Consider the following 20,249-nt stretch of genomic DNA (forward strand, 5'->3'; position numbering starts at 1 on the left):
TCCGTTCTTCTACGCTAATTAGCCTTTACTGTTGCCCATTGTGGAATTATATGCTGTAATGTCAGACCGATAAGTGTACAGTCATCCTCAATCTCATAACGTCCTTTATAATGTGCCATTACATCATACAATAACACATCTATCGGCATTTTTTCGGCAACCCTTTGCTTTATTAGCTCCAAAAAATATGATTCCTGCTCGTCCCAATTCAATTCACTTGAAAATAACCCATCTGACACCATAAATATTACATCGTCTGCTCGTAGCTTCATTTTTTGTGTCTCCACTGAAAACTGTGGCATAAAGCCTACAGGTGCGCTAGTTCCATCAATTTTCATAACAGTTTGACCACGTATTATATATGTCGACATACTGCCAGCTTTCCATGACCATAGTGTACCACCTTGCAAATCAATTAATGCAAAATCAATTGTTGCATACATGTCTATCTCACGCTTTAACGACATAACATAGTGTAACGTATGCATAGCTGTTTCTGGATTCATATTATACAGTAAACACTCACGCATCATACGAATAAGCTTTCTACTTTCTCGCTGTGCCTCTTTATTTTGCCCCATTCCATCCGAAAGCATAACTGCTGTTAGCCCTGCGTGTATCGGAAAAATAGCGTGAGAGTCACCTGAGCCATTTACAAGCTCCTTTGCCTGACTGTAGCTATCATATGTTAGCTCATAACGAACTGCTGATCGAAAACGAACTTGCATATGGCGGAACGGTTCCTGTCTTATCTCATAATGTTCAACAAACAGAGGCTCCTGCCAAAAATCATAAAAAATTGGCACAATAAGGCGCTCACAGAGCTGTAGCATATCATATTGACTGCTCTTTTTCGGAGTAAGTGAGCATACAACGATGCGTTCGCCTGGTTTACTCTGCAAAACATCTATTTGAAAACAAGGCACATAAGCCTTCTTGAATGCGCTCATTAACTCCTCTTCGGCAGACTGAAAAGACAAGGTTTCTTCTTTTATTTCCTGCATAAGTCGCTGCAAATGACGACTCAAATCGCGTAGCTGCAATGCAATCATTTTTTTTCCATGATAAAACTGTCCATTCATTTGCTCCTGATATAGCTGTGATTCCAGCTCCTCTAGCAATTTAGTGGATTTAACACACTTTTGCTTCACCTGTTCTTCTGTACGCAAAACTTCTGCAGGCTTTGTAGCTGCTTTGGCCACACACCACCCTTCAATCGTTTGGGCCATTTCAGCATCTCCCCAACATCTCTCATAGCGAAAGCAGCTCATACATGTAGCAAGAGGCTCAATTTTTTTCTTTTGCACATAGTCTGCAGTAAATCGATCAAATACAAGCTCCTTCATAAAATCAACAAAATGCTGAAATTGCATCAAATTTTCAGTAGCATGCTCAGTCATCCACGTCTGTCTTTTTAATAACACTTCATCTCGCTCTGGGTAAAATAAATCATGCAGTGCTGTAAACAATGATTGTGGAAGCACTAAAAAAACAATCGCTGCCATGGCAATAGAGAAAAAATAGACAAGATCAAGCGGTAGTGTCGCATCATAAAAAAAGAATAGCACGCTAGGTACAATGCTACCTATTGCAACCCCTAACCGCCCTAGCCGCTTACAACTTCCTGCAATTACACCTGTTACTGCATACAAAGCGAGCATCCCTGTAAAAGATAGACTTGCAACACCTAGCAATGTCCCTAGAATCGTTGCGGTCATCGTGGCGATTGGAACTCCCGCGACTCTAGCAGCAATACAAATAATGCAATGTAACGCGAAAATCGTTAAAGACAAAGAATAAATAACAACAGACTGCATCCCACCAAGCATAGCTGCGGCAATTACAAAGCCTGCCCCAATACGCTCATACGACCAATCCGTCTGCCAAAATTGGTGTGGACGCACAAAGAAAAGCTGGATAAATAATGTCATCAATACCGCTAACACAACCTCATAGCCAATATAAAGCAGCACTAAAAACGGTGGTACCCCGCCATATGACACACTTTGCCATGGCAATTGAACAAATAAAATAGATAATCCAATCGCCAAAGAAGCTGGCATCTTATAATATTTGAAACGACATAGCAGTTCAAAAACGATGAGCTGCAAGCATAAAATAACTACTTGTCCTAACCCAAATGATAATGAACCTAACAATCCACCTACAATAACAGCTGTGCGCATATTATCATAGCGTAATCGTACAATTGCCCAAAACGGCAATAAAAATGGAAGTGTCGCATCAAAAAATACTGCCTGTGCTAAAAAATAAGCGACAATAAAAAAGGTAACTTGCAAACTATAGATAACCTTTTTATTTTTCGCATACTCCTTCACCCCTTGCCACATAGAAGGCGTTTCTAGCATTTCCACTCGTGTCATATAGTCATCTCCTCTAGCTTTTTTGCCATTATATAAAAAGTGAAGCGTAAAATTTGTCTGTTCATATAGGCTACTAGAAAAAATGTTTCGACGAATTGTTAGGAAATTTTCAAGAAAATGAGTGGATTGGTGAATTTCTGATTGCTTGTGCTGTCGGACAAAAAAGAAAATTCCAGCATTCAGCAAAACTTCTGTATAACACAACATTAAACAAGTGAATTCGGTGCTATTTACATCATAAACCGTCGTTTTATAGGCAGCAAAAAAACACCTATTCTCTCACCAATAGCCACATCCTTAAATATTGAAGTATACTATCCTGCTCTTTCAACAAAGGCTATATTATGCTAAGATTAAGTATAACTTGAAATTTTTACTTTTCTTCATAGCTACAGGATAAAACAAAGGGGGTATACATTAATGGTCAATTTAGGAAAAGTGGAACTGACTAAAAAGGGGCAATCTATCAATTTAACGAAATCGCAGCAAGGTATTGGGGAAATTTTAGTCAACTTAAATTGGAATCAACAAACCGCAAAACCTTCAAAAGGATTTTTATCATCTTTATTTGGAGCTAAAACTGGAGGTGGAATTGATTTAGATTTAGGCTGCCTATTTGAACTGACAGACGGGACAATAGGCTGTGTACAGGCACTAGGGAATGCTTTTGGTAATCTACACAGCGCCCCTTTTATAGAATTAGATGGTGATGATCGCACAGGCACAAGTACTGGGGGAGAAAACTTACGCATTAATGGAAATAAAGTACTTGATATTAAGCGTGTACTCGTTTATTCCTTTATTTATGAGGGTATTGCAAATTGGTCTGAGGCAGATGGTATTGTAACAGTCAACTACGGGGCAGGACCAAGTATTGAAGTACGTTTAGATGAACATCGCAATGGTAAAAATATGTGTGCCATTGCAATGATTGAGAATGTGAATAACGAAACATTTAAAGTAGAGCGTCTTGTTGAATACTTTTCTAATCATAGCGACATGGATAATGCCTACAATTGGGGCCTTTCTTGGCGTGCTGGAAGCAAATAAAAATTACAGGCAATGAGATATAGCCATCTCATTGCCTGTAATTAATTTGTGATATAGCAAACATAGTATACGCTACTTCACTTGTAACGCTTTTAATTGTTGCTCCACTTTGAGACGCTGCTGTGTCTGCTCATCACGTAGTTGTCGATAATTTGTAATACCTGCCACAATCTCATCCCATATTTCTTCGAGTGTTTGCGACTCCCCTTGTTGGTTTGCCATTGCTGTACTAAGTTGTACGATATCAGTATTTACACCGCTTGTTTGCTTTATTCGATTCTCAAAGGCTTTAGCAGAGTCATTTTGCAATTGTTGTTTTTTACTATTCACTGTATTTATAATACCTATCTTAAAAACAGGTATAGTTTTAATAAACGCCTCATTAATTTGCTCCATTAATGTACGATTGCCCTCTTGAAGCATTTCGATTTGTGGCGCTGATAGAATAGCCACTGTACGGGATTTCTCCAGCTCATCTCTTTTTTGCTCAAGTAGTTGGGCAACTGTTTGGCATGTATTTAGTTCCATTTTGGCGATTTGATTACCTTCTGCACTTTGCTGCTCCAGCTTCGCTAGGGATGCTGTAACCTCAGCTAATTTCAGCTCTACCGCCAATATATACTTTTCTAGCTCTATATAATATTGCAAATCCTCACGATATAAACCCGCTAACATTCGATTATCGCTCGCCAATGTTTCCTCCAGCAACACAAATTGATAATGCATCTTCTCAATATCTCGTGTTAGGGGCATGTATTTTTGCCATGTATCCTCTTGCTTTTTAGGTGTACGTTTAAATAACTTTTTAAAGAACCCCTTCTCTTCAGCTATATCCTGTTTATCAAACTTCAACATCAAAATCTCAAGCTGCTGTAATAACTCATTCGATTCGTTAATCTTTGAATTTTCTAGCATCCGTAACATACGATCTGAGAAATTAGCTAATTTTATTGCAGGCTCTTTACCAAACTCCATAATATCTAACTGATTTTTAGTATTTATTCGATTGGCGATTTGCTGCACTTCTGCGCTTTGACGTAGTTGTTGCTTCGTATTCTCTGCTATTTCTAGCGTTAATTGTTCAAGTGTGAAGGACATACAATCTTCCTTTCTCAACTAGTTGAAAAAACGATTAAATATTTTTTTAATACCGCTATCTACTGCAGGCTTTTGCAACTTTGGTTTTTCATATTGTAAATCAAATACCATCTGCTCTAAACGATGCACATCAAAAGTATCCTCTAGTAAATGTTTTTCCAAGTCTAACTGCCCTGTTGGATTGTATAATACAATATCGACGCCAAAACGATTTAAAAATACAAGTAAGGCAATATCCTCGCGTGATAAAGCTGATTGTTGTGGCGCCTGATATAAGACAAGCTTTGGTATATCCTGTGCATAATCAAAGTTTTGTAATAAACGCAGTATTTCATCTGGTATCATTGTCATTTGCTTAAATAAAAATAATTGCAAATCGTATAATGATTCATTTGGTTGTTGCTTCATATTAGGATGCTCACAAACTGCCTTCATTGTATAAGCAATGGCCTGTTGTAGCTCCCATGTATATGCCCCGTACTGCCACCAATCGCTTTGCATTATGCGCTCAATTGATAGCTCGCCATTCGATAAGCAATGCTGATAATGGAAATGGAAATTCGCCTTGCTACTCTTCATATATGGGAATTCTTGCACAAACACAGTTTGCGGGCTATCCAAGAGCAAATGCATCAATTGCCAGTATTCCTCACGCTTACTAGATACACCGCTAACTTTTGCAAAAATAACCGGTATAACTACTTCCTTGCTTAGCACTTCAAAATTTGGACGAACCATCGCTTTTTCATTGGCATAAATAAAAATATCATCATATGTCATACGCAACGTTAATGAACGAGGCATCAAACTTTGCAGCTGCCATGCTTTATATACTCCCGATTGCTGGGTGTTCATTAGCTGTTCGAAATGCTGGCTTGAACGATAGCCAACCGTCGCTTGACGGTCACGCAATTTATTAGGGAATGGCTGTAGTGTTGTTTCATGTGCGTATGAATATGTAATAGAGAACGTATTCGCGGCATCAATTTCTACGAATTCGTCTACCTTTGCTGGATGAAAAATCAATACGTCGCAGCCAAGCTCCATTAAGAGCAACAAGAAATAACGTTGACTCATCGTCATTTCACCATACCAAACTACTTTAGGAAAATCATCGGTTGGCTTCATCGCTTTTGTCCATTGAATCCAATGATTTTTCAGCCACTTCACTAAATCAATTAAAAAACGGCGAAAATCATTTGCTAATAAACCTAATGATTGTTGCTGCTGGAATTGTTCCACAACACGAATTGTAGCTAATTGCAAATGTCGATTCATTGAAGCATCGTCATGTTTAGGAAGCAACTGATAGCCATACATCATTGCAATTAAACGATTTATTGACAAACCTTTAGGTGTCTTCTGATGTTGCTCTAAAATTTCCTGCAATGCTTGAAAATCCTTTTGTTCAATATGCTTATTCAATTCCTCGCTTAAAATATGAACATTCGGCTGCTGAGCCAATGTAAACAACGAATTAAAATATTCATCGGTTTCTAATGGCGTCCCTAATATCCGAACAGCAATACGGCTAAAGCTGATTTTTTGTGCTGTTACCTCATAAAATAAACGAGTTTTAGGCGAATCTTGAAACGCCTGCAACCAATCAACTGCTTCACGCTCCAAAATGGGCTGTATTGTTATTGTTTGCATACAAGTTTCACATCCTTCAAATATTCTTCAGCATAGTGACCTAATAAACTAAATTTTAGTAAATTACTTTACTACTAATTGCAAAACAGCTTCAAGTAATTCCTTTGTAAAAGCCTCACCATTTAATGTCGAATAGACAGTATTACCCAATGCTTGAGGCTGCTTATCCTTTAAATCGCCATGACTAGGTGTATATCCTATGTCTGCCATCGCAAGCATTCCATAATCCATAATCGAATCGCCTGCTGCGATATGTGTATCATGTACACAATGCTCTCGCAAATAAGCAATTGCTGATTCCTTTGTTAATATTTTTGGCATCATATATAATTTCCTACCGTTTAACCATATTCGCCATCCATATTTATCAAAACTCTGCATCATTGCTTGGTATTGTTCTAAGCTTAAAGCATCTCGATCCACATAATGTACAGCAAATAGAGAGTCCATATGAAATGACTGTTTTAGCCATGTAGAAGATTTTACACTATGAAAATGCTGTAACATCTCCGCATAGGAAATGGCGCTATCTTCAATACGTTGACGTACAATTTTAGCCCACGCCTCATTGGGACGACCATTTTCTAATAGTATGCCACCATTACTAATAATCGCAAAGGTTGGTTGCAGCTTTTCGATAAAATGAAGTCTTTCATATTGTGCATAGGCTCTAGTTGTTACAGGTACGAACAATGTTTGTTGACATACTTTCTGTAGCAACATCAGCGTTTCCTCGGTCATATAACTAATCACTTCACCGTCTTTCTGTTCGACTGCTACGACCTCGCTTGTTGGTGGGAAGTTACGCAAAAGACGATTAGAATAAATTAATGTTCGGTCTAAATCTGATGTAAAGAGTAGTATAGGACAGCCCTCCTCTCTATGCCTCTTTAATTAACCCACAGCAAGCATAGGACATATTCGGGTACTCCTCAACAACGATATTTCTTTCTTTTGCTAAAAGTAGAATATGCTCTAGCTCATCTATATGCTGTGGATTAATTAAAATTTTCCATGGCATTCGACGTAGCAATACTCGTGTCGTTTCACCCACACCAGGCTTTATAAAATTTATATTTGTTATATTAAATGTTTGTTGAATTCTTTGGACTGTTTCCATACCTGTCCAAGTTACTTTAGTTTCTGTTTCCTGTAAAAGTTGCTGTTCTATTTGATTTTCCACATGATTAAAATGAGACGTAATACTGTCTATGTAAAAGTTGGAGACATCTACATCTTCAAGCTCTTTGTAATATTTTGCTCCGTGAAAATCATACTTATCCATAAATTGCAGATTCAATATTGTACGACTTACTAAGCCTGATACCGTTGCATTCAAACAAGCTGACGGAATCAAAAAGTCCTCACGTGTGCCATATATAGCTGCGCAATGCCCTGGGTCAGCCAATACAGCCAATGTTGCATCAAGCTGCTGTCGATGCCTTGCATTAAAGGCGTCACATGCTTGAAGTAGCTCATTTGCAATCGCCCCTTTACCTGTCCATCCATCTACAAATTGAATATGTGCTGACGGATGCTTAGCAAAAATATAGCGAATCGCCGTCTCATCTACGCCTCGCCCTCGAAGAATGGAGACAGAATAATGAGGAACACTCTTATTGTATCGTATTTTTAAATAACGTTTAATTAAAATGCCAACAGGGGTACCCGCTCTAGCTAAACTTACAAGCACTAAATGCTCCAACCCTTGCTTCGCTACAATTTGCTCCGCAACTATGCCAACAGCAACAGCTATACGCTCTGCATAGTCATCTAATGTTTGATAAAAAAGAGACATATATGCCTCAGAAGGTTGATATTCCATTGGCAGCATTTCCGAGTAATGTATGCCTGATTGGATAAGTTGCTCGCGTTGGTTATGCTCCATTTCCAAAGACACATGACCAATATCTCGCAACAAAAATATAACATCTTCTGGAGAATAGCTGCCCATTTTGTCTGGCTCTCTAATTATGTTCATACTTCATCCTCCAATTCATGCATACAGATGACATAAATTTTCGCGTTACTCACGGACTGTAATGCACGTACAACTCTAGCTACAATTTCTTTATTTGCAATACGTTCCACTAGTAAAAAAAGTTCCGTATAAGGGCGATTTTGGACATTATATAAATAATTAATTACGCCATTATTTTCAGGGCTTTCAAATGCAAGCTTTTGCGTAATCGTATAGCTCTTTGCATCTGAACAGTAAATGGGGCTACGTGTCGTTGATTGAAAATAAACATCTTCCCCTAAATATGCAGCGATTTCCATTGGCACATACATAAATTCACCAGTGCCAATAACAAGGGCTGGTCCATCTGTTCGCAGTGTTTTTATTTGCTGAGCGATTGCTTGCAACGATTTCTGCTGCTGGCGTTGCTGCTCTGACGTCAACATAAATCTTCCAGTTGCAAACATATATGGTTGACGATTTTTTTGTCCATTTTCTGCTATCGAATGATAGTGCTGATAAACAAGAGGCTCCTCAATAGATAAAAGCTCCATATTTTTCGCCTCTTCTACCATAACCTGTGCCTGTTCATCTGTTAAAATCGGTGCACCATCACAGCTAAAAGAGCCGCGCATAATCGCTATAAAATCAATAGAAATATTCCACTGCCTCTCCAATTGCTTAAAGATAGCATCCTGCTTCTCCGAACGCCAATCTAAAATAGAAAGTACTGTGTAATGTTGCACATGCGGGAATTTTTCCTTTAATGTTTGGATAATATTAATAGTTGTATTTCCTGTCGTAATCTCATCATCGATTAACACAATGCGCTTTGCTTGTAGCAACTTTTCTGGTGCATCACTATAAATCCGATGACTCGTCGCGTGTGAATGCTCCTCTTCAAACGTAATAAAAGGTTCTATATCTAGCAATAACTCCCTAGTCGTATGAATATACGTAGCATTTGACTGAAATGTCTTAAAAACAGCATGTCCAAGTGCTGTTGCCGTTTCCGCAAATCCGATAAATAATGTCTCCTCAGGTAACTCAAGATATCCATCAACAAAGGGCTGTCCATCCTGCTTTTTGATTGCTTCAACAACCGAGGAAAGAGAAGGAACTTCCCTATCTACCAACCTCTGATAATACATCATGGCTAATAGAGTTCCCGTTAATAAAGGAATTTGCGGGCGGACAGCTAAATGTTTCCCAAGAAGGGTACTAACAAATAAAAACTGCCTTTTTTTATTAATGCGTGTTGCCATTTTAAATAAATCCTCTACCTCAAATTGAAAAGGATTACTTTTAATATCTACTGTTATATCGTAATTCTGAATAATGTTCAGTCTTGCTTTTTGCTGCACAAATATATCCTCCTATTCCACATCCGTTAAAAGAGAAGCAAAATCCACCGATTCATGGTAAACACCATAAAGCTGTGCTTGACGTAAAATTTTCTGTGCCCATCTTAAATGCGGCTTCATTTCATTCATTTTATTGGCATAATGACTTTTCAATACACCCTTTTGTCCTCCGTTATTTTCCACGATACTTAATGCATCTAAATACTCCTCATAAGTAATTACATAAAGTGCATGAACAACGCGAATATGGCTTGGATGAATAACCGTTTTCCCTAGAATACCGTTTTGTCTATCCATTAATACTTCCTTCATTAAGCCATCCAAACAATCATCCAATAATGCTTGCCGAGCATTCAAAATGCCCTTCTCACTAAATGGTGTCATGCGCAATACAGGCTTTAATACGCGGGCATTACTGAAATATTCCCAAACGGGCCCCGAAATAATAAAGCCATCTTCCTCTCGTCCTAGCACATTGACAATATCGGCGATACAATCTCGAATCACACTTATATCATAAATTGTCGAATCGACACGACGGCGAATACCATAAATGCCACAAAAATCTGTTGCGCCCATCCTTACATTTAAAACACGATTACGATAGCGGTTTAATACCTCTTTTATCGCGAATAATGCCTCCATACGAGATTCCTTATATAACACTTCGCGACTTTCTAAAATAGGCATACCATACAAAGTTAATTGATGTTCTTGAATCGTTTGCTCTAATAATTCAAAGTAAAGGGCTCCTTGTGCTGCTGTAAATTTAGGGAAGACATAGCCGGTTAATACATCTTGGCTTTTTCCTAGAGTCGTTGTCAATAGCTTGAGCTGCTCAACGCTACGTACACGTATAAAAATAAGCGGTAAATCTTCTGGTGCTACTTTTTGGTTTGTATATAATGTATATAGCTCCTCAATATCAGCTATTAACTTTGTCTCACAGCTTTCCAGTTCTCCATCCCCTACGGCATCCTCCAAATCAATGACAAAGGAAACTAATTCAGGGTACTTTTTCGTTTGCACCATCTGGGCGATATTCGGCATAGAAGCCGGCATATATAAGGTTGCACCTAACGCATGAGACAATATATCGGGCGTTCCCCACTTCGTAAAGGCTTGAGGGCTTTTATAAAAAAACGACTTTGGTACTGTGGATAAATGTTGCATATAATCTCTCTCCTAATGAAAAATGGCCTTTTTATCAGTGACACTCGTCAGGTATTTACACACCATCAGAAAAAATACTTTGTAAAAAAAACACTGCATCGGTCTACTTTTACAGACCAATACAGTGCGTTTGTTATGCAGCTGTTTTCTTGTTATATTTATGTACAATAAATGTTATTAAGAAGGCTGCAATTAAAATAATGAAGAATATTTCATGTGATATATGGAAACCGAATACACTTGCAAACATTTTAAGTGAAATAATCGCAATTAAAATATATGCGGTTGTTTCAAGCTCTGGTACTCGCTCGATTAATGTAAGGAAGACCCCCGCAATTGTTCGCATCATAATAATACCAAGTACTCCGCCTAATAATAGCACCCACACTTGATCCGAGATGGCAAATGCCGCCAAAATAGAGTCCACAGAAAAAGCAATATCCATTAACTCAACAGAAATAACCGTTGCCCAGAATGTACCAAATATACGAACTAGCCAGCTACTTTTCTTAAACTCTTTTGCTTCATCCTCATCATCATTTTTGTTTTTAAAGTGTGCAATCACTAACCACATTAGGTAAGCAGCACCTAGAATTTTTACAAGCGTAAATTTTACTAAATACACACCAATTCCAATAAAGATAAAACGGAAGAAATAGGCACCAAACATCCCATACATTAGTGCTTTTTTTCGTTGTTTTGGTGGGAGGTGCTTCACAAGAACAGCTAATACTAACGCATTGTCAGCGGATAACAAACCCTCCATAACAATTAACGAAAAAATTAGTCCCCACGCTACAGGGTCTGTTAAAACCTCTCCCCACATCTGCCAATTAAAAAACTGTGCATATGTATTTAGTATTTCATTAATAACGTTCAATTAAGTTCCTCCGTCATCTAGCAAATGCTCGACATTTATTGTAAGCCATATGTGTTAACCAATACCGCTAAACCACCTTGGTAGCCTGATCCAACTGCAGCGAATTTCCACTCACCTTGGTGACGGTATAACTCACAAAATATAACGGCTGTTTCAATACTGAAATCTTCGCCTAAATCGTAGCGCAATATTTCTGCACCTGTATCTTCATTTGTTAAGCGGACATAGGCATTCAATACTTGTCCAAAGTTTTGATGGCGCCCTTCTGCATCATAAATTGTTACTGTTACAACGATTTTTTCAATTTGTGAAGATACTTGCTTTAAATTTACAAGAACCTTTTCATCATCGCCATCTCCCTCACCTGTGCGATTATCGCCTGTATGCACAACGGATTTGTCTGGACTTGCTAAATTATTATAGAAAATAAAATCTTGTTCATTGCGACATTTTCCAGAGGCATCTAATAAAAATACAGAGGCATCTAAGTCAAAGTCCTGTCCACCATCAAATTGTTTGATATCCCAGCCTAAACCAATCCCTATGTTATTTAAGCCTGGGTCCTGCTTTGTTAAATCAATACGTTGCCCTTTACTTAATTGAATAGCCATAAGAAACTTCCTCCTTCATTGCATGTTTACCTTGATTCAACGGATATATAAGCACCTGTTGTGCTCAATCTAAGAGCACCACATCCGTAAGAATACCAATATGCTATTATCTCAGGATGTGACGGTCTTAGGTTAACTTTCACAAATTAGTTCGAAAAAATCTGGACTAACGTTTAATTGATTAATTAACAGCTAAACCATAGTCATTACAAAGCGCTGCTAGACCGCCCTGATAACCAGCTCCAATTGCATTAAACTTCCATTCACCATTATGGCGGTATAATTCGCCTACAACAATTGCTGTTTCAATACTGAAATCTTCACCCAAATCATAGCGAATGATTTCTTCGTTTGTTTGTTCATTCACAATGCGAATATAAGCATTTGTTACCATACCAAAGTTTTGGTTGCGTGATTCAGCATCATGGATTGTCACAGTAAATGCTATACGTTGGATATGTGCTGGTACTTCTGTTAAGCCTACTTTTATAACCTCGTCATCTCCATCACCAACACCTGTCAAATTATCTCCAGAGTGCACAACAGAACCATTGCCACCTGTTGTATTGTTATAGAAAATAAAATCGTTTTGGTCCGCTACCTTTCCAGTATCCGCCAATAAAAATACAGATGAATCTAAGTCAAAATCATTTCCGCCGTCATATTTATTCGTATCCCAGCCTAAGCCTACCACTACTTTTGTTAATCCTGGATTTGTTTTTGTTAAATCTACTTTTTGACCTTTTTGTAATGAAACTACCATTCTAAAATTCCCCCTAATTAGTTATTATTGATATTTACGAACTACGTCACCAAGCTGAATATCATTTGTGCCACTACCTACCGCCGCAAATTTCCACTCATTATTATGACGATAGATTTCGCCGCAAATTAATGTTGTTAAGTTTGAATAATCATCTGTTAAATTATAACGAATAAGCTCATTTCCTGTCTTGTCATCATACACACGAATATATGCATTTTGAATCATACCAAAATGCTGATTGCGTGTTGCCGCACTATAAATATTTACAACAAACACTAGCTTATTGTATTTAGCAGGTACTGATGATAGGCGAATCGTAATCACTTCATCGTCTCCAGCCCCATCTCCTGTTAAATTATCTCCAGAGTGCTGAACAGTACCACAATCACTTGTTAATTTTCCAAAATAAATAACGTCATTCTTGTCAACAATCTTATCATCCTGCAACATTAATACAGATGCATCACAGTCAACGTTCGGTCCACTTGAGCCTCCGCCACCAAATAGACCTCCGAAAAAACCTCCGCTCTTCCCTTGACTTATAGGATCCCAGCCTAAACCAACCTTAATTGTGTCTAAACCTGCATTGCCTTTTGTCAAATCAACTCGTTGCCCTTTTTGTAAATTAATACCCAATTTTAATGCCCTCCTTATCTTTTGTATACATGCTGTTTCATACTACCTATTACGGATTAACAACTCATTATGTTTCAACTAAATTTCATTTAGTTTTTTGAGCTTGCACAGGTAGATTCCTTAAAAGCCTATCAATTTCTTTATGTATTACGAATACTTATTCATTATCGAATGAATTACAACTATTACCTTTACAAACAGTAAACGGTTTCTAGTATATATTTATCTTAAAATAAGATGACAAAAAACTCAATTAATTCCACCGAGATAAAACATATATTTAAATTCATTCATTTATAACAAATTTTTTATGGGGAAATGTCCAAATAGAGAAGGCATAGGCTTTGTAGACAATCAAAACTCCTTAGTAATCAAGAGCATATCCAAAGATAACCTTACTCATTTTTTAGTAATATGTTTATACTATAATAAGACTATCTACTATTTTGGAGGTTTAACTATTTTGATTCGTAATTTTACATACTTAACATTATTTTGCGCAGTAAGTATGCTGTTAATTATTGGAGGTGTGCTATTAACAAAGCTTCCTCCTGTTATTCAAATTGCAATGATTATAATCGGGTTAATTGGTGGTATTATAGGATTTATCTCCTCTATTAGGTTATTGTTAAAACAAGAAAAAAAATAGCCAACAAAACAAAAAAGCTATCCTACAAGAAATCTCTTGCAGGATAGCTTTCACATTTATCTAACACCTTTTCTACGCCTGAAATAGCCAGTAAACTAACCTCGTCTAGCTCCACGGCCACCGCGTTTTGATTCTGTTGCACGCTTTAATGTTGTAAGACGCTCATCGCTATCTTTTAAGAAACGTGCCATTTTTTGCTCGAAAGTCTCTTTCGGTTGACGATCATTGCGCTCGTTCGAACGATTATCGCGACGTGGACGTTGAGGACGCTCTGGTCGCTCTGGTTGAGGCTTCGCTTTGCGGATTGAAAGACCAATCTTACCGTCAGCTTCAACATTCATCACCTTGACTTCAACTTCATCTCCTACTTTTAGAAGCTCGTTGATGTCTTTAACATAGTTGTCTGCCACTTCACTAATGTGTACTAAACCCGTTTTGCCATCTGGCAGCTCAACGAATGCTCCAAAATTTGTGATGCCTGTTACCTTACCTTGTAATTTGCTGCCTACTTCAATTGACATAAAAAAAATGCTCCTCCTTAAAAATTAAGCGACTTCAAAAGTCATGTACTAAGTATACTGAAACTTTTATAAAAGTTTCTATCCACTTTTATAACAGTTTCTATTCTATTATAACGAACAGGATAATCGTGTCAACAACACTGCCTAAATCCAATTCATTTCACAGCAATAGGGCTGACCCTTTATTTTTTCATACGGATCCGCCCTTGCAGTTACTCATCTTCTTCTTGCTGCCCATTCAACTGTTCATCTTTTGGAATTGTAAAAATAAGTTCGCCTTCCTCAGACATAAAATACATTTTACGCGCTAGCTTTGCAATATATTCATCGTCCTCAAGCTTAGCGATTTGTAGCTTTAGCATGTCCTGTACTTCTTGAATTTGCTCAAGCTCTGCTAGAACCTCTGCTTTTTTCTGCTCTTTCGCATCAAGTCGATCATATTGCTTCATTAGCATGCTGGATAAACTAAAAATTATTATACTTGCTATAGCTAAGAAAGCCAGTATTCTGCGACGACGACGAATAATTTGGTGCTTGGAAGGTTTATTTTTCATATTATTTTCACTAGAACGAACATAGTCATTGTCTAACTTTCTTACTCTGTTAGGTGATGGTTCCTGGTGATGTTGTTTGTTCATCTTGTCCACCTCACAATTTTGAATAATATAGCCATTATACTTTGTAAAAATTATTTTTTAAAGCGGTTTCCAAGCACTACTTTATACAGTTTCATGACAGGAGTAAACACGAATATAACTATAGTCGCACACACTTTATAACAAACTAAGAAAAAGCGACTAATTATATAAACAATCCAATAAATTGGTCGAATTATGAGCAGCACAAACAATCGACCCATAAATCGGAAAAAGCGTCTAAACAATTTATCGTATGCAAAAATACCAGCTAGCTGAAATAGCGGATCAACTGCGCGCCACTGCCCTCCTTTTGTCACATATAAAAAATAAAATGTACAAAATCCGAGAGCAATCCATACTATAAGCTCTAGCACTACGGCGCACTGACGAATCCATTGCCGTTTCGGTAGCCCTCCCAATACTGCTCGAGTACTGTCAACCACACAGCCGACAAATATGCCGCTTGCAAACATGATGACAGCACTCATTAGCTGTGCTGAAATAGTCATCCGAACAATTTATGAATAAAGCCCTTTGCTGCACTATCTTCCTCATCGTACTGCATGAGCTTCACATTGCCCTCTAATGTCAGAAGCCCCTTGTCCACATCTAAATGTACAATGCGTAGCTCCTCACCTCGAATTAGCAAATGTCCTTGAGATGTGTGAATGAAAAATTCCTCTTGATCAAAACGCTCAATTGCTTTTATAGATGTCATGTCCATTCGCTTGCGATTGCGAATTGTCACTAAATGTTCGCCCGACGGAATGGTATAGCGATTACTTTCTTGATGCAATGTCATGTCCATCTCCTCCTTTTTGCTTCTGTCACACTTTATGCAAGAAAATGTGAAAGCATGACTATAACAATCTATTAAAAAAAATTTCTATATTATAGTAATAAATTTTGTTTAAAATCTTAACAAGTCTAGATAAATTTCCAAAAATTGAGGAATAAAAAAAGGATGATGCTATAATTAATTTATTAAGCATGCTAATTATGCATTATTTTGTAATTCAGGGGACACTACACGCATTAAGTATGCCAAAAAGGAAAAATCCTCAATACTAACCATATCATTTAATGGAGTCATCGCGGGTTAGACCGTGTGCATGGTTTGCCATATAGACGAAAATCACAAACAGGGTAAATTTTTGACGATGAATGATGGAACACAAGAAACTCATTGGAACTATAGAAAGAACATGCCAATAGTACTCTGATGGTTAGTGGGATTGTAGAAAGTTAGAAAAACACAAAAGAATGGAAAGGTTTTTGTCTCAATGATAAAGTATATGTGTTTAGAAAAAGGCTATATCACAATACCTGACAAAAGCTATAAACAATTAAATCAGAATTCGTTACAGTTGCTTTGTCGTAACATTAATTGTCAGTTGATCTATCATGATTATATGGATGTCTACTGAAATTCATTAAAGGTAAATCAACACTTCTGTTAATTTATAAACAACTTTGTGCGATAGGAGAGAGGTCTAGTAATGGATTACTTAATTGATTTTTCAATCGAGGAAGCAAATGAACTTTTGCAGCAGCTCCTTCAAAATCAGGAACATTTTTTCTTTTCAGAGAAAGAATTATTAAAGTTATCGAAACAATCCATCGAGCCTATTTTGCAAAAAACATGCCTCGATATTGCGAAACTAATGAAGTGTGAGAGAGTAGAAATTTGGCTATTTAATGAAGAGCAAACAAAACTAAGACTAGAAACAAGTTACGATAGCAGAGGAACTCACCCATTTTCTAAAGCTACACTTCTACAACATGAAGTTCCTGCCTATTTTGAAGCAATTGTACATAAACGGACACTAGCCGTGGATGATGTGGCGACAGACCCTGTAATGCACGGCTTACGCGAAAGTCTTTCCTTGGAATATCATCCATTTCAATCAATGCTCGATGCCTCCATCGTTTTAAATTGGGGAGTTGGTGGTGTTATTTGCTGTCTCTCTAAACAAAAACGACACTGGACGCCCGTTCATAGGCATGTTCTTGCTTCGGTGGCAGATATGTTTGCTTTTATATTTGACCGACTACATCGTCAAGAAACAGAGAACTATATTTACAAGCTAGCCTTTACAGATACACTAACAGGCTTAAATAATGAGCATGCATTTTATAAGAAAACAGAGGAAAGTTTAAAAACACTTTCTGCAGAAGAGCGTGGTATTTTTATTTATATGACTTTAGATCAATTTACAAATGTCCAAAATGTACTAGGTCATGATGGTGGTGAAGAAGTGGTAATAAACTTTGCACAACGCCTACATAGCGCATTTCCAAAACCATCTATTATTGCTCGTATTGGCTTTGATCATTTCGTTATTTATTCACCTATTTCACTAAAAAACAACCAAGGTGCCATTCTCAGTAAAGAGATTACAAATACTTTAACAGAGCCAATGACAATCCTTGGACAGGAAGTATACATGACATTTAGCTATGGTATGGCTTACTACCCTAATCATTTTGACAATGTCAAAGATGGCTTACAAGTTGCACAAATCGCACTTGAACATGCCCGTAAACAAACTTCTCGCAAAGCTATTGGGCTTTATAAACCATCTATGCATACTTTTATAAAAGAAAGCTTATTGTCCGAAATGAACTTACAAAAAGGGCTTGATTTAAAGCAATTTCAATTATTTTATCAGCCACAAGTACAATGCGATACAGGCCAAGTGAAGGGCTTTGAAGCTTTAATTAGATGGCAGCATCCTGAGCGTGGACTAATTTCCCCTATTGATTTTATCAATCTAGCTGAATCAACAGGTCTTATTGCGCACATCGGAGAATGGGTTATTCAAGAAGCGGTGACGCAATTAAAAAAATGGCAAGCTGAGGGCAAAGATTACCTAACTGTGTCGATTAATTTATCGCCAGCGCATTTCCTTAATGCTGATTTGCCAGATTATTTATTAAAATGCACTGAAAGAGCTGGGATTGCCCCGCAAAGCTTAGTGTTAGAAATTACAGAAAACGTAGCAATCGAAGACCGAGATGCTGCAAGAAATCGAATGGCTGAGCTTAGAGCTATGGGCTTCTCCATTTCAATCGACGATTTTGGTACGGGCTACTCGTCATTTGCGTATTTGCAAAACCTCCCTGTCCATCAAATAAAAATTGACCGCCAGTTTATACGCAATATAAGTACTAATCAAAACAGTGCAGCTATCGTTCAAACAATCGTCCAGCTCGGAAAAACACTCGGACTACAGGTGGTGGCAGAAGGGGTCGAAACAAAAGCAGAATGGGATATACTTAAACAATTCGGTTGCGGCAGTATACAAGGGTTTTATTTTAGTAGACCTTTACCTGTAAGTGAAATCAATGCTCTGTTCCAAAAAACAGCACTGGATTATCAACTATATTTACCTTTAAGCTTACAAGTATAGAAGAGTTTTTAATGGAGAAGGGGTCTTTGAATGAAAATAAATATACCTAAAATCCCAGCACAATTAACTACGAGGAGTTTTTCTGATATTTTATATGAAGAATATCCTGAACTTGAAATGTGTGAAATTGTGGATTCGACATTTACGAATGAAGTGCTAGACAGAGTTCGAATCGATCAAGCTATTTTGAAAAATTGCCACTTTAACTATACAGACTTTAGCAATATCCAGCTAACGGATGTCCGTTTCGAGAATTGCGATTTATCGAATATTAATTTTAGTAACGCTTCAATCCATCGTGTAGAGTTTATTAATTGCAAGCTGCTAGGAAGCCAATTTCCGAAATCCTCTCTCGGCAATGTACGATTCGATAATAGTATTTTGCACTTATCTACATTCGATAATGCCAAGCTTGAAAAAATAGTATTTAATGGGGCTATTTTAACAAATACAGACTTTTATGAATGTAAATTTAAAGGGATTGAATTAAATCGATGTAACTTGAATGAAGCAAATTTTGAACAAACTTCTTTAAAAGATATAGACATTAGCTCGTCTACCTTTGAATTACTTCATGTTTCTATCGAGAGCTTGAAAGGCTGTAAAGTATCGTCTTACCAGGCAATTCAGCTTGCTTCACTTTTCGGGCTGGTCGTTGTGGACTAACTAAGCCAACAGTCAGTTATAGCAAATATCAAAAACCCTTCAAAATAACTAATAAATAAGCCTCTCTCTTTATTTTTATAGGAAGAGGCTTATATCCAGTGATCCAAAGCATAATTATGCTCCCTCAACATCGTCCAGTTTTGTATAATACAAATCTTTTCGCAAATAGACATCCTTATGCATTAGCTGTTCCCCTTTAAAGCGTAGCCAAATTTCGTCATCCGTCATCTGTCATGTGTTTTGCGTACAATTGCCCAACGATTATAGCTTTGCAAACCTAACATATGGAGTAACTCCTGTGCATTTGCACGCGTCTTTAGGAAAGGTCTCCATTTTAATCAACGCTCTAACTCCTCTACACTTATCTATCCTTCCATATTCGGCGAAAACTGTTTATTAAATGTTGAAATTAAATTCACCACACACGGCGAACCACCATTAGTAGGCTTTAAATCGACAGTAGCAATACGCTCATCTATCCACATTGCTTGAAAAGCTGCATCATTAAGCTGAGGTAACAACACATCTTTCACCCGTCCAAAATTAATATCCGATGCTGTCAAAGCTGCAATTAAGCTTTTCTTATGAATGAATTCTGCGCCGTTATATAAGGCCGATTGCTTAGTAAAAGATGTTGTAATCGGCTTTGCTTCTACTTGTCTTTTTAATATTGCCAATGGCTTGCGTAATGGATAATCCTTTGTATCTGACAATAAGCTTAAACAATGGTCAAAAATTGGTGCTAACTCCCAATGATTTTCTTCTGGAGTATACAAAAATAAAATAT

General features: G+C 37.4%; 20 protein-coding genes. 4 read left to right on the forward strand and 16 right to left on the reverse strand.

Features of this window, described 5'->3' with window-relative positions; genetic code table 11:
• Positions 1-14 precede the first annotated feature (14 nt).
• Positions 15-2,384: a SpoIIE family protein phosphatase gene (locus TY13_RS18490; protein WP_042479039.1), complete on the reverse strand. Its 2,370-nt coding sequence runs from the start codon at positions 2,382-2,384 to the stop codon at positions 15-17.
• A gap of 420 nt (positions 2,385-2,804) precedes the next feature.
• Between TY13_RS18490 and TY13_RS18495 the strand changes: the two genes are divergently transcribed.
• Entirely contained in the window at positions 2,805-3,434 is a 630-nt protein-coding gene (locus TY13_RS18495) for a TerD family protein (RefSeq protein ID WP_042479040.1), read from the forward strand.
• 72 nt (positions 3,435-3,506) lie between these two features.
• Here TY13_RS18495 and TY13_RS18500 read toward each other — a convergent pair whose 3' ends face one another.
• From TY13_RS18500 to TY13_RS18545, 10 genes are all read right to left on the reverse strand, one after another.
• Positions 3,507-4,532: a toxic anion resistance protein gene (locus TY13_RS18500; RefSeq protein WP_042479041.1), complete on the reverse strand. Its 1,026-nt coding sequence runs from the start codon at positions 4,530-4,532 to the stop codon at positions 3,507-3,509.
• 18 nt (positions 4,533-4,550) lie between these two features.
• Positions 4,551-6,185, reverse strand: coding sequence for a YceG family protein (locus TY13_RS18505; RefSeq protein ID WP_042479042.1), 1,635 nt, complete (start codon positions 6,183-6,185; stop codon positions 4,551-4,553).
• A 63-nt stretch (positions 6,186-6,248) separates the two neighbouring features.
• Positions 6,249-7,049, reverse strand: coding sequence for an HAD family hydrolase (locus tag TY13_RS18510; protein WP_042479043.1), 801 nt, complete (start codon positions 7,047-7,049; stop codon positions 6,249-6,251).
• Positions 7,050-7,065: 16 nt separating this feature from the next.
• Positions 7,066-8,166 carry a cysteine protease StiP family protein gene (locus TY13_RS18515; protein WP_042479044.1) on the reverse strand — a complete coding sequence of 367 codons (1,101 nt, stop codon included), beginning with the start codon at positions 8,164-8,166 and terminating at the stop codon, positions 7,066-7,068.
• Positions 8,163-9,509 (reverse strand): phosphoribosyltransferase family protein, encoded by a 1,347-nt coding sequence (locus TY13_RS18520; protein ID WP_052344386.1) that lies wholly within the window; start codon positions 9,507-9,509, stop codon positions 8,163-8,165. The genes TY13_RS18515 and TY13_RS18520 overlap by 4 nt, the downstream gene beginning before the upstream one ends.
• Before the next feature lie 12 nt (positions 9,510-9,521).
• A complete protein-coding gene (locus TY13_RS18525; RefSeq protein ID WP_042479046.1) occupies positions 9,522-10,682 on the reverse strand; it encodes an HpcH/HpaI aldolase/citrate lyase family protein in 1,161 nt (386 codons plus the stop codon).
• 133 nt (positions 10,683-10,815) lie between these two features.
• On the reverse strand, positions 10,816-11,508 hold the full coding sequence (locus TY13_RS18530; RefSeq protein ID WP_407637748.1) for a TerC family protein: 693 nt from the start codon (positions 11,506-11,508) through the stop codon (positions 10,816-10,818).
• Between the two features lie 89 nt (positions 11,509-11,597).
• The gene (locus TY13_RS18535; RefSeq protein ID WP_042479048.1) at positions 11,598-12,173 is read right to left on the reverse strand and encodes a TerD family protein; all 576 of its coding nucleotides are present in this window, start codon (positions 12,171-12,173) and stop codon (positions 11,598-11,600) included.
• A 181-nt stretch (positions 12,174-12,354) separates the two neighbouring features.
• A complete protein-coding gene (locus tag TY13_RS18540) occupies positions 12,355-12,936 on the reverse strand; it encodes a TerD family protein (RefSeq protein WP_042479049.1) in 582 nt (193 codons plus the stop codon).
• A gap of 24 nt (positions 12,937-12,960) precedes the next feature.
• Positions 12,961-13,575 carry a TerD family protein gene (locus TY13_RS18545; protein WP_042479050.1) on the reverse strand — a complete coding sequence of 205 codons (615 nt, stop codon included), beginning with the start codon at positions 13,573-13,575 and terminating at the stop codon, positions 12,961-12,963.
• Between the two features lie 463 nt (positions 13,576-14,038).
• Here TY13_RS18545 and TY13_RS18550 point away from each other — a divergent pair, with 463 nt between their 5' ends.
• Complete coding sequence (locus TY13_RS18550; RefSeq protein WP_042479051.1) at positions 14,039-14,224, forward strand: hypothetical protein; 186 nt, start codon at positions 14,039-14,041, stop codon at positions 14,222-14,224.
• Between the two features lie 95 nt (positions 14,225-14,319).
• Here the strand turns inward: TY13_RS18550 and TY13_RS18555 are convergent, their stop codons facing one another.
• From TY13_RS18555 to yabP, 4 genes are all read right to left on the reverse strand, one after another.
• Positions 14,320-14,745 (reverse strand): S1 domain-containing RNA-binding protein, encoded by a 426-nt coding sequence (locus TY13_RS18555; protein ID WP_042479052.1) that lies wholly within the window; start codon positions 14,743-14,745, stop codon positions 14,320-14,322.
• Positions 14,746-14,957: 212 nt separating this feature from the next.
• Complete coding sequence (locus TY13_RS18560) at positions 14,958-15,383, reverse strand: FtsB family cell division protein (RefSeq protein ID WP_042479053.1); 426 nt, start codon at positions 15,381-15,383, stop codon at positions 14,958-14,960.
• 50 nt (positions 15,384-15,433) lie between these two features.
• Positions 15,434-15,892, reverse strand: coding sequence for a spore cortex biosynthesis protein YabQ (gene yabQ, locus TY13_RS18565; RefSeq protein WP_042479054.1), 459 nt, complete (start codon positions 15,890-15,892; stop codon positions 15,434-15,436).
• Positions 15,889-16,185 (reverse strand): sporulation protein YabP, encoded by a 297-nt coding sequence (gene yabP, locus TY13_RS18570; RefSeq protein ID WP_042479055.1) that lies wholly within the window; start codon positions 16,183-16,185, stop codon positions 15,889-15,891. Before yabP ends, yabQ begins: the two co-directional genes overlap by 4 nt.
• Before the next feature lie 697 nt (positions 16,186-16,882).
• Here yabP and TY13_RS18575 point away from each other — a divergent pair.
• On the forward strand, positions 16,883-18,796 hold the full coding sequence (locus tag TY13_RS18575; RefSeq protein WP_052344387.1) for a putative bifunctional diguanylate cyclase/phosphodiesterase: 1,914 nt from the start codon (positions 16,883-16,885) through the stop codon (positions 18,794-18,796).
• Between the two features lie 30 nt (positions 18,797-18,826).
• The gene (locus tag TY13_RS18580) at positions 18,827-19,462 is read left to right on the forward strand and encodes a pentapeptide repeat-containing protein (protein ID WP_042479056.1); all 636 of its coding nucleotides are present in this window, start codon (positions 18,827-18,829) and stop codon (positions 19,460-19,462) included.
• A gap of 365 nt (positions 19,463-19,827) precedes the next feature.
• On the opposite strand, the gene TY13_RS21085 is transcribed toward TY13_RS18580, so the two are convergent.
• The gene (locus TY13_RS21085) at positions 19,828-20,238 is read right to left on the reverse strand and encodes a hypothetical protein (RefSeq protein WP_230199480.1); all 411 of its coding nucleotides are present in this window, start codon (positions 20,236-20,238) and stop codon (positions 19,828-19,830) included.
• Positions 20,239-20,249 lie beyond the last annotated feature (11 nt).

This window comes from Bacillus ndiopicus (assembly GCF_000612805.1).
In the GTDB taxonomy this organism is placed as follows: domain Bacteria; phylum Bacillota; class Bacilli; order Bacillales_A; family Planococcaceae; genus Metasolibacillus; species Metasolibacillus ndiopicus.

Excerpts from the sequence above, each read along its gene's own strand:
- TY13_RS18490 (WP_042479039.1), bottom strand. The coding sequence starts at position 2,384 with ATGACACGAGTGGAAATGCTAGAAACGCCTTCTATGTGGCAAGGGGTG.
- TY13_RS18495 (WP_042479040.1), top strand. The coding sequence starts at position 2,805 with ATGGTCAATTTAGGAAAAGTGGAACTGACTAAAAAGGGGCAATCTATC.
- TY13_RS18500 (WP_042479041.1), bottom strand. The coding sequence starts at position 4,532 with ATGTCCTTCACACTTGAACAATTAACGCTAGAAATAGCAGAGAATACG.
- TY13_RS18505 (WP_042479042.1), bottom strand. The coding sequence starts at position 6,185 with ATGCAAACAATAACAATACAGCCCATTTTGGAGCGTGAAGCAGTTGAT.
- TY13_RS18515 (WP_042479044.1), bottom strand. The coding sequence starts at position 8,166 with ATGAACATAATTAGAGAGCCAGACAAAATGGGCAGCTATTCTCCAGAA.
- TY13_RS18525 (WP_042479046.1), bottom strand. The coding sequence starts at position 10,682 with ATGCAACATTTATCCACAGTACCAAAGTCGTTTTTTTATAAAAGCCCT.
- TY13_RS18530 (WP_407637748.1), bottom strand. The coding sequence starts at position 11,508 with ATGTGGGGAGAGGTTTTAACAGACCCTGTAGCGTGGGGACTAATTTTT.
- TY13_RS18535 (WP_042479048.1), bottom strand. The coding sequence starts at position 12,173 with ATGGCTATTCAATTAAGTAAAGGGCAACGTATTGATTTAACAAAGCAG.
- TY13_RS18540 (WP_042479049.1), bottom strand. The coding sequence starts at position 12,936 with ATGGTAGTTTCATTACAAAAAGGTCAAAAAGTAGATTTAACAAAAACA.
- TY13_RS18555 (WP_042479052.1), bottom strand. The coding sequence starts at position 14,745 with ATGTCAATTGAAGTAGGCAGCAAATTACAAGGTAAGGTAACAGGCATC.
- TY13_RS18560 (WP_042479053.1), bottom strand. The coding sequence starts at position 15,383 with ATGAACAAACAACATCACCAGGAACCATCACCTAACAGAGTAAGAAAG.
- yabQ (WP_042479054.1), bottom strand. The coding sequence starts at position 15,892 with ATGACTATTTCAGCACAGCTAATGAGTGCTGTCATCATGTTTGCAAGC.
- yabP (WP_042479055.1), bottom strand. The coding sequence starts at position 16,185 with ATGACATTGCATCAAGAAAGTAATCGCTATACCATTCCGTCGGGCGAA.
- TY13_RS18575 (WP_052344387.1), top strand. The coding sequence starts at position 16,883 with ATGGATTACTTAATTGATTTTTCAATCGAGGAAGCAAATGAACTTTTG.
- TY13_RS18580 (WP_042479056.1), top strand. The coding sequence starts at position 18,827 with ATGAAAATAAATATACCTAAAATCCCAGCACAATTAACTACGAGGAGT.